The organism is Streptomyces sp. NPDC005151 (genome assembly GCF_053599875.1).
Window position 1 is genome coordinate 1 of record NZ_JBSFYR010000160.1, and the last position, 8,773, is coordinate 8,773.

Sequence of the window (8,773 nt, forward strand, 5' to 3'; positions counted from 1 at the left end):
GGGGAAGGAGCTACCAGGGCATTTCGGCAACGCGGGAAGCGTGCGTGCCAGGGCGTGGCCGCCCGATCAGAGGTCACCCGACAGGCTCTCAGCCGGGCCAAGTGGGACGCCGACGCCGTCCGCGACGACGTGCGCGGTTACGTGGTGGAGCACTTGCGCGACGACCGGGCGGTGCTGGTGGTCGACGAGACCGGCGACGTGAAGAAGGGCACGCACACGGTCGGCGTCCAACGCCAGTACACCGGCACCGCCGGCAGGATCGAGAACGCCCAAGTTGCCGTCTACCTGGTCTACGCCGGTCAGCGCGGGCACACCGCGGTGGACCGGGAACTGTACGTCCCGCGTTCGTGGATCACCGACCCCGACCGCTGCCGCGCCGTCGGGCTCGGCGAGGAGACCGCCTTCGCCACCAAGCCGGAACTGGCCGCCCGCATGGTCACCCGGTTCCTGGACGCCGGTCACCGGACCCTCTGGGTCGCGGGCGACGAGGTCTACGGCGGCAACCCGAAACTTCGCACCGCGCTGGAGGAACGCGGCACTGGCTACGTTCTCGCGGTGGCCTGCTCGCACGAAGTGACCACCGGTGCCGGGAGGTTCCGCGCGGACGCCCTGGCCAAGAAGGTGCCCAAGCAGGCCTGGCAGACGTTGTCAGCTGGGGCCGGGGCGAAGGGCCACCGCTTCTACGACTGGGCTGTCATCGACCTCGCCGACCCCCGGACCGAAAGCCGCCAGCTGCTGGTTCGCCGCAACCGTAGTAGTGGCGAACTCGCCTACTACCGTTGCTATTCGCCTGTCCCGGTGCCGTTGACCGAGCTGGTGCGAGTCGCTGGATCAAGATGGCGGGTGGAGGAGTTCTTCCAGTCCGGCAAAGGCCTGGCCGCCCTGGACGAGCACCACGTCCGCCGATACGTGTCCTGGTCGCGCTGGGTCACCCTCGCCATGCTCGCCCACGCCTTCCTCGCTGTCGTCCGAGCCGATGAGCACGCCTGCCACCCGGCACCGAACGGCCTCATATCGCTCACCTGCAACGAGATCCAGCGCCTGTTCATCACCCTCGTCGTCCGGCCGGTGCACGATGCCGCCCACCGGCTCGGCTGGTCCGACTGGCGACGCCGCCACCAGGCCCGATCCCGGGCCAGCCACTACAGGCGGCAAGTTGCTCAAGCATGAAGATCACGAACTACGGCTGGAGTACCCGCCCACCACAGGAGTACCGCGCCGTGATGTCCACCGGCTCAAGGGTGGCGCCGTCCAGCTCGGTGCCACCGCCCCCGGTCCCTTCGGCATCTGGCCCTCCGACGGCGACCTTGACGACGAGGACCAGGGGCACGAGCCTGCTGACGCCCGCGCGACCGAGACGAGGACCGCATGACGACCGACGGGTGAACCGGCCTTGTCGTCAGCCGTCGAGAGCGGCTACTGCCGTTACCGGAGGGCGTCCGCCGTCGTGGCCGGGTTTGAAGTGCTCAGAGGTCGCTGACGGTCATCCACAGTTCCATGTCGGAGATGATCAACCGGCCCGGTCGCTGAGTGGTGGTGTCCGGGACGACCGCGCGCACCAAGGGCTGGTCGCCCTTTTCGATGGTCACCTTCGTGCCGTCGAACTTCGGTGATTCGGCGCTGACCACAGACCGCAGCTTGGCCTCCAGTCGCTGAGCCGTCGTGTCGTCCTTGACTACGAAACACAGGACTTCGGTGTTCTTTGCGGCGGAGGCCGCCTGCTGGCCGAGAGCGGCCAGGTGTACCGGATTGGGGGAGCTGAGCGGGTTGAAGTCCGCGCGGTAGACGTCTCCCAGGCACTCGGCCGCGCGACGGTACTCTTTGTTGTCGGCCAGGGAGGCGCCCTTCTTCGGGGTGACGGCTGACATGGGGTCGGAGTCCTTGGAGGAGTAAGAGACCTCGTCCTCCGAGACCCGGACGGAGACCCCCGTGTTCCCAGGATGCGTCCAGACTTTCTCGCCGTCCCTTTCGCTCTGCGTGTAGCCGTTGGACTTCAGCGATTTAGTGATCGCGGGTGCGTCGAACGAGCCCTCCCAGTGGCCTGCCTCGGCCGTGTCGACCGCGGTGTCGATCTGGGTCACCTTCAGGTGCTGCTCCCATGGCCCGGGCTGGTACGAGTTCAGCAGGGAGCTGCCCGGCTGCGCGACGAAGCTGAACCGCTTCGAGTCGCCCTTGCTCAGCTTCCGTACCCCGGCCGCGTCGAGAAAGGTCACCTGCTTCGCGCCGTTGTCGTCGGCCAGGGTTTCGAGCCCTCCGAGCAGCTTGGAACCGCTGTCACCCTTGTCGGAGTCGGACGAACAACCGGTGACCGCAGCCAGAAGGACAGTGGTGAGAGCGACGGCGCCGACGGCCGATCCACGTGCTGTTATGTGCATGACTAAGAAGCCTATAGCGGTGTCCGTCGGAGGGTATGGCGGCCACACCCAAGCTCTCCTCCGCCTTGCCCGACACCACATCAGCGTCCTGTTCGCCATGCTCCGCGACGGCACCTTCTACGAACCCCGCACCCCACGCCTCGCTTGACGAAAGACATAGAGGCGCCCTGGTGTCAGGCTGAGGCGTGCTTGAGGTCGACGCCCTTGTAGGTGTGGTGTTTTCGGGTCTGTCCGCCCTGGTCGTCGAGAGTGTGGCGGACGAGGGTGATCTGGTCCGGGTGGTGGCCATTACCCGGGATGATCCGGTTCCGTGTCCGGTGTGCGGGGTGCGGACCGGGCGGGTGCACAGCTTCCATCACCGGACGGTGGCGGACGTGCCCGTGGACGGCAGGCGGGTGGTGGTGTCGGTCAGGGTGCGGCGCCTGGTGTGCCCGGTGCTGGGCTGCCCGCGGCAGACGTTCCGTGAGCAGGTGCCCGGCCTGCTGGAGCGCTACCAGCGTCGGACGAATCGCCTCGCCGACCGACTCGGATCCGTGGTCAAGGAGTTAGCGGGCCGGGCGGGCGCCCGTCTGTCCGGCGCTCTGGCCGCCGCGGTGTCACGCTCGACCGCACTGCGGATGCTCATGCGGCTGTCTCTGCCCCCGCTCCGGGTCCCACGGGTCCTCGGCGTGGACGACTTCGCCCTCAAGCGCCGACACCGGTACGCCACCATCCTGATCGACGCCGAGACCGGCGAGCGGATCGACGTGCTCCCCGACCGCAGCGGGAACACCCTCGAGGCGTGGCTGCGCGAGCATCCCGGCGCCGAGGTCGTCTGCCGGGACGGCTCGGCCTCCTGCGGCGAGGCCATACGCCGGGCCCTGCCGACGCGGTGCAGGTCAGCGACCGATGCACCTGTGGCACAACCTCTGCGAGAAGGCCCTGGCCGAGGTCCGCTCCCACAGCTCCTGCTGGGCCACCGTCAACCCGCCCCGCCCCGAAGGAGTGCGCGAGCAGACCACCCGTGAACGGTGGCACGAGGTCCACGACCTCCTCGACAAGGGCGTCGGCCTGCTCGAATGCGCCCGCCGCCAGGGCCTCGCCCTCAACACCGTCAAGCGTTACGCACGCACCCGGGAACCCGAAGCCATGCGCCGGGCCCCGCGCTACCGGCCGACCCTCGTCGCCCCCTACCGCGACCACCTCCGCACCCGCCGGACGGCCGATCCCGCCGTCCGCGTGCTCCAGCTCTTCCGCGAGATCAAGCGGCTGGAAGCGCTGGGCCGGACGCCGGACCCGGTGGCCGGGCCGGCTTCCGCAGCAACGGTCTGAGACCGACCGGCAATGGGGGGGCGGCGTCACGGGGCTGGGGCACGCACCTCGCGGCGTTGTCGTCCATCACCATGGCTCAATCCTCCGCCTTGCGATGCACGCACCCCAGCCCCGCTCCTTCACCCACCCCCCCATTGCCGGTCGGTCTGAGTCACTCGGCCGACGGGACACCGAAGGCGGCCACCACGATGTTCATCGCCGTGGCATTCATGCTCTCCCCCTTCGCGTCCGTCGCATTGACGCTGTAGACGAGGGTCCGCGAGAGATCGCGGGTGGCCGCGACGGCGGAGTTGTAACCCCAGCGGCCACCCGTCTTGCCCCACACCTCACGCCCGCCCAGCCTCATCACCGACAGACCCGCGCTGTAAGCGGCCGGGTCGCCCGTGCCGTACTCGCGTACCGATGCCCTGGGCAGTGTGAACATCTCCTCCAGCAGCGGCCCGCGCACCACCTGCCCGCGGAACAGCGCCCGGATGAAGTGCTCCAGATCGGCGGTGGTGGAGATCAGATCACCCGCCGCCCAGGCGTCCGTCGCCCCCCACACCGTCACATCGCGCAGTTCGCTGGTTCCGTCGGCCCCGGCGAAGACCTGGTAACCGTGGTTGTGCGGGCCGCGGATCGTCGGGTCGGTGCCGGGGAAGCCGGTGTCCTTCAGTCCCAGGGGATCCAGGATGCGGCGGGACACCTCCGACTCGTACGTGCGGTCCGTGACCTTCTCGACCAGCAGGCCCGCCACGGTGTAGCCGATGTTGTCGTAGTGCTGCTGCGTACCGGGCGCGAAGTCCGGCCGCCGGGAGGTGGCTTCGCGCACCGTGTCCGCCGCGTCGTGCAGATCGAAGCGGTGCGCGTACCACTCGTCGAGCGTGTCGCCGCCGGAGCCGACGGACGGGATGCCGCTGGTGTGGTTCAGCAGCTGGCGCACGGTGACCTTCTTGTACGCCGCCGGGATCAGCTCCGGCAGATAGTGCCGGACCGGCAGGTTCAGGTCGAGCTTCCCCTCACCGGCCAGCTGTAGCACGACGGCCGCCGTGAAGACCTTGGTGACCGAACCGGCCCTGAAACGGCCCCCCGGGTCCGCCGGGAGCCCCGACTCCAGGTCGTGCATACCGGAGCTGCCCCGCCAGATTCCCGCGGTGCCTGCGACCCGAACAAGTGCGGCCGTGGCGTCGGTCCTCGGGAGCCCGGCGATCGCGGCCCGCAGGGCCTTGGCGTCCGGGGCGGCGTGCCCGGTGGTCGCGGCGGCGGTCGCCGCGGTGCGGTCTGCCGCGAGCGCCGGTCCGGCCGGGCCGGCGGCGATGCCGAGGAGCAGGGCGGCTGCGACGACGGTACGGGAAGTGCGGGCGTTCATGTCCGGTGCCTCCTGGGCGCGGAATCCGTAACTGCTGATGGACTCCATCCTGTTGATCCGCAGGCCCCGGCGGATCACCCGGCCGAGCGGTCCTCGACGGGCGCTTTTCTCACCCGTGCGGGGGAGGCGGATGACGGCTGTCCCTCCGGCGAGGGAGTGACGACACCGCACTCGTACGCGCAGATGACCGCCTGGATCCGATCGCGCAGTCCCAGCTTGGACAGCACATGGCCCACATGGGTTTTCACCGTGTGTTCGCTGACGACCAGCGCGGCCGCTATCTCCGCGTTCGACAGACCGCGGGCCAGGTGCAGCAGCGTCTCGCGCTCGCGGGCGGTCAGCACGTCGAGGCGCGCCGACGACGACACGGCCGAGGCCGCCGGCCGCGAGGTGTAGTCGGCGATCAGCCGGCGGGCCACCGAGGGCGCCAGCAGCGAGTCCCCGGCCGCCACCACCCGTACCGCGTGCACCAGATCGTCGCGGCGCACGTCCTTGAGCAGAAACCCGCTCGCCCCCGCGTGCAGCGCCTCATAGACGTAATCGTCCGAGTCGAAGGTGGTGAGCATGACCGTCCGGCAGCCGGTCTCCGCGCTGATGGCGCGGCACGCCTCGATGCCGTCCGTGCCGGGCATCCGAATGTCGAGCAACGCCACGTCGGGCGCCAGCCGGCGCACCGCGTCGACTGCCGCGGCGCCGTCGCCCGCCTCGGCCACCACCTCGATGTCCGGCTGTGCGGCCAGGATCATCGCGAAGCCGCTGCGCACGAGCTCCTGGTCGTCGGCCACCACCACGCGGATCGTCAACTTCCCACCCCTGTACGCGTATCTGCCTGCGGAATCGTCACCCGGACCCGGAACCCCCGGCCACCCGGACCCGGGCCGGTGACGGCGGTGCCGCCGTGTGCCGCCGCGCGCTCCCGGATACCGATCAGGCCCATGCCGGTGCCGGTCCCGGAACCGCAACCGTCATCGGTAATGATGAGGGTCAACGCTTCCGTTCCGTATGCCAGTTGTACGGACACCGTGTCGGCGGCGGCGTGTTTGACGACGTTCGTCAGGGCCTCCTGCACGATCCGGTGGACCGTGGCCTCGACGGCCAGGCCGAGCGGCCGGGCCGGGCCCGTGACCTCGTACGGGATTTCCAGGCCGCTGCCGCGTACTCGCGCGATCAGTGCCGGCAGTTCGGCCAGTGAGGGCTGAGGTTCCCGGGGTGCGTCCGGTGCGCTCTCGTTCTCGCGCAGCACGCCGAGCATCCGGCGCAGCTGCACCATGGCGTCCCGGCCCGTCTCCGAGATCGCGTCGAACGCCGCCTCGGCACGTTCCGGCGCCGTACGGACCGCGACCGGTCCGGCCTCCGCCTGCACGATCATCAGGCTCACCGCGTGCGACAGGATGTCGTGCATCTCCCGTGCGATCCGGGTCCGTTCGCGCGCCGCCGCCTGCTCGGCCTCGATCCGGTGCGTCAGCTCGAGCTGCCGGGCCCGGTCCTCCACCGCATTCAGACAGGCCTTGCGCGTCACGGTGAACCGGCCGAACGCGTAGGCCGCGGCGAACACGAAGAGAGAGAAGAGCAGCTCCCTGATCTCGCTGCTGTCGAGGCCGACCGAGAACACCACCGCCACAGCCGTGAGCATCGTAATCCCGAGCCGTTTCAGCGGCGAGGAGAGTTCGGCCACCGTGTAGAACGCCACGAGGCCGGTGTACGGGAGCGGCTGGCCCGGACCGTCGACGGCGAACTTGTACAGGCCACCGGCCAGGAGCACGACGATCAGGGCCGCGACCGGTGCCCGCCGACGGGCGACCAGCGGCAGCACGGTCAAGGTGGTCAGCCCGTACGCCGTCCATGTCGCCTCCGGCAGCTCCGGGGCCCGCGGGACGACGAACGGCATGGTCACCGCGGCCTGCACCAGCAGTGCGACGGTGAGGTCCACGGTCCGGGGGCCGGCCCCGAGCACCCTCGGGGCCAGGTCTCTTATGTGCATGCTGTCGGTGCTGTCAGGGCTTCCGGGCGACGGCGCCGAACTGGGCGACCACCGGCGCCGTGGTTCCCGGGTCGGTCCGCCACCGCGCACACGAGACGATGCCCGGCTCGACAAGCTCCAGACCCTCCAGGAACGTGGCGAACTCGGCGCGGCTGCGGGCGGTGATCGGCGGGGTGGCGTTCTCGTTCCAGAACCGCATCGCCGCCTCGTTGCCCTCGCCGCCCAGTTCCAGGGTGGGTGCGAGCTGTTGCCAGTTTGCTGCACTGAAGTGAGTTGTGGTGAGCGGGAGTGAGTCCTGTCGGCGGGTCCGTGGGGTGGGAACGGGGGTTCTGGGGCCGAATGGGTGACCTTGGCGGCTGTTGCTCGTTGGGCTGGGCGGCAGGTGCCCGGTCTGGTGGGAGGGGGTGACGTGGTGGGTGGTGTGCGGAAGTTGGCCGGGTCCTTCGTGGTGCCCGGGCCTTGCGGGGTGGCGGTCCGGGACCGTCTCAAGCACCTCACGCCCCAGGACGAGGAAGTCCTGCGCGCAGTCGGTGAGCATCAGGGTGCGCTCGCTTCCCGTGATCTCAAGGCTCGCTGCGCGGATGGTCTGGAGCACGGTGCGGACGCCTGGGCGGCGCGTAAGCGGGAGCTGACCGGGGTGTCGTCGTCGCGGATCGCGGGTGCGATCACCAAGGCCACACACGATCAATGGGCGCTCGCGCGCCGTTGCCAGGCAGCACACATCCAGACACTGGAAACCGGGATCAGAACGCTGCGGCACCGCCTGTCCCTCCCGATCGGTGAACCCGGAACGAAACGGGCCGCAGGAGGCTACCACTCCAAGGGTGAGTGGTTTTACAAGTCCCGCCGCCTCGCCGCACTGGAGGCACGGCATGCGGCCGTTGTCGCCGACCGGCAGGCCGGACGGGTTCGTGTGGTGTGGGGCGGCAAACGTCTCCTCAACACCCGCCACCACCTCACCCAGGCCCGGCTCACCGAAGACCAGTGGCGGGAACGCTGGGATGCGGAACGCTGGTTCATCGCGGCTGACGGTGAGTCGGGGAAGCGGTTCGGGAACGAGACCATCCGCGTCACCCCGGATGGCGAAGTGTCCATCAAGCTGCCCGTCCCGCTCGCCCACCTGGCCAACACCAGGCACGGCCGGTACACCCTCACCTCCCGCATCGCATTCGCGCACCGGGGCACGGAGTGGGCCGACCGCATCGAAGCCAACCGGGCAGTCGCCTACCGCATCCACCTTGATACGGAGCGCGGCTGCTGGTATCTCACCGCATCCTGGCAACGCCCCGTCGTCCGGACCATCCCGTTGGAGACCGCCCGCGCCCGGGGCGTGATCGGCGTCGACACCAACGCCGACCACTTCGCCGCCTACCACCTCGACCGGCACGGCAACCCGGTCGGTGACCCGCGCCGCTTCCCCTACGACCTGTCCGGTTCGGCTGGCCACCGCGACGCGCAGATCCGTCACGCCCTGACCCGGTTGATCAACTGGGCGAGGCGTGTCGGGGTCGCGGCGATCGGGATCGAAGATCTCGACTTCACCGCCGAGAAGACCCGCGAGAAGCACGGCCGCCGGAAGCGGTTCCGGCAGCTCATCTCCGGCATGCCGACCGGGAAACTCAAGGCCCGGCGGGTGTCGATGGCCGCCGAACACGGCCTGAGCATTGTCGCGGTGGGTCCGGCCTACACCTCCCAGTGGGGTGGCCAGCACTGGCAGAAGCCGCTGGCCACCCCACGCCGAAAGAGGGGCACGCCCGA

Annotated in this window: 8 protein-coding genes and 2 pseudogenes; 5 read left to right on the forward strand and 5 right to left on the reverse strand. The window is 69.7% G+C overall.

The window, feature by feature from the left end:
- Positions 1 to 54: 54 nt before the first annotated feature.
- Both ACWD6R_RS38475 and ACWD6R_RS38480 read left to right on the forward strand, forming a co-directional pair.
- Entirely contained in the window at positions 55 to 1,170 is a 1,116-nt protein-coding gene (locus ACWD6R_RS38475) for an IS701 family transposase (RefSeq protein WP_451823006.1), read from the forward strand.
- The gene (locus tag ACWD6R_RS38480; protein ID WP_451823007.1) at positions 1,157 to 1,372 is read left to right on the forward strand and encodes a hypothetical protein; all 216 of its coding nucleotides are present in this window, start codon (positions 1,157 to 1,159) and stop codon (positions 1,370 to 1,372) included. Before ACWD6R_RS38475 ends, ACWD6R_RS38480 begins: the two co-directional genes overlap by 14 nt.
- Positions 1,373 to 1,466: 94 nt before the next feature.
- Here ACWD6R_RS38480 and ACWD6R_RS38485 read toward each other — a convergent pair whose 3' ends face one another.
- Positions 1,467 to 2,375, reverse strand: a complete 909-nt coding sequence (locus ACWD6R_RS38485; RefSeq protein WP_451823008.1) for a hypothetical protein — start codon at positions 2,373 to 2,375, stop codon at positions 1,467 to 1,469.
- Here ACWD6R_RS38485 and ACWD6R_RS38490 point away from each other — a divergent pair.
- Positions 2,374 to 2,523, forward strand: a complete 150-nt coding sequence (locus tag ACWD6R_RS38490) for a hypothetical protein (RefSeq protein WP_451823013.1) — start codon at positions 2,374 to 2,376, stop codon at positions 2,521 to 2,523. The two genes, ACWD6R_RS38485 and ACWD6R_RS38490, sit on opposite strands and share 2 nt — an antisense overlap.
- A 37-nt stretch (positions 2,524 to 2,560) precedes the next feature.
- Positions 2,561 to 3,620 (forward strand): annotated as a pseudogene (locus ACWD6R_RS38495) (ISL3 family transposase); the annotation flags it as partial.
- Between the two features lie 217 nt (positions 3,621 to 3,837).
- On the opposite strand, the gene ACWD6R_RS38500 reads toward ACWD6R_RS38495, so the two are convergent.
- The 4 genes and pseudogenes from ACWD6R_RS38500 to ACWD6R_RS38515 all read right to left on the reverse strand — a co-directional run.
- A complete protein-coding gene (locus tag ACWD6R_RS38500; RefSeq protein WP_451823012.1) occupies positions 3,838 to 5,034 on the reverse strand; it encodes a serine hydrolase domain-containing protein in 1,197 nt (398 codons plus the stop codon).
- Between the two features lie 74 nt (positions 5,035 to 5,108).
- Positions 5,109 to 5,837 (reverse strand): response regulator, encoded by a 729-nt coding sequence (locus tag ACWD6R_RS38505; protein ID WP_451823009.1) that lies wholly within the window; start codon positions 5,835 to 5,837, stop codon positions 5,109 to 5,111.
- On the reverse strand, positions 5,834 to 7,015 hold the full coding sequence (locus ACWD6R_RS38510) for a sensor histidine kinase (RefSeq protein WP_451823010.1): 1,182 nt from the start codon (positions 7,013 to 7,015) through the stop codon (positions 5,834 to 5,836). Before ACWD6R_RS38510 ends, ACWD6R_RS38505 begins: the two co-directional genes overlap by 4 nt.
- A 13-nt stretch (positions 7,016 to 7,028) precedes the next feature.
- Positions 7,029 to 7,253 (reverse strand): annotated as a pseudogene (locus tag ACWD6R_RS38515) (SAM-dependent methyltransferase); the annotation flags it as partial.
- Positions 7,254 to 7,427: 174 nt separating this feature from the next.
- Between ACWD6R_RS38515 and ACWD6R_RS38520 the strand changes: the two are divergent.
- Positions 7,428 to 8,773 (forward strand): IS200/IS605 family accessory protein TnpB-related protein (locus tag ACWD6R_RS38520; protein ID WP_451823011.1); only part of this gene is annotated, 1,346 nt, incomplete at its 3' end.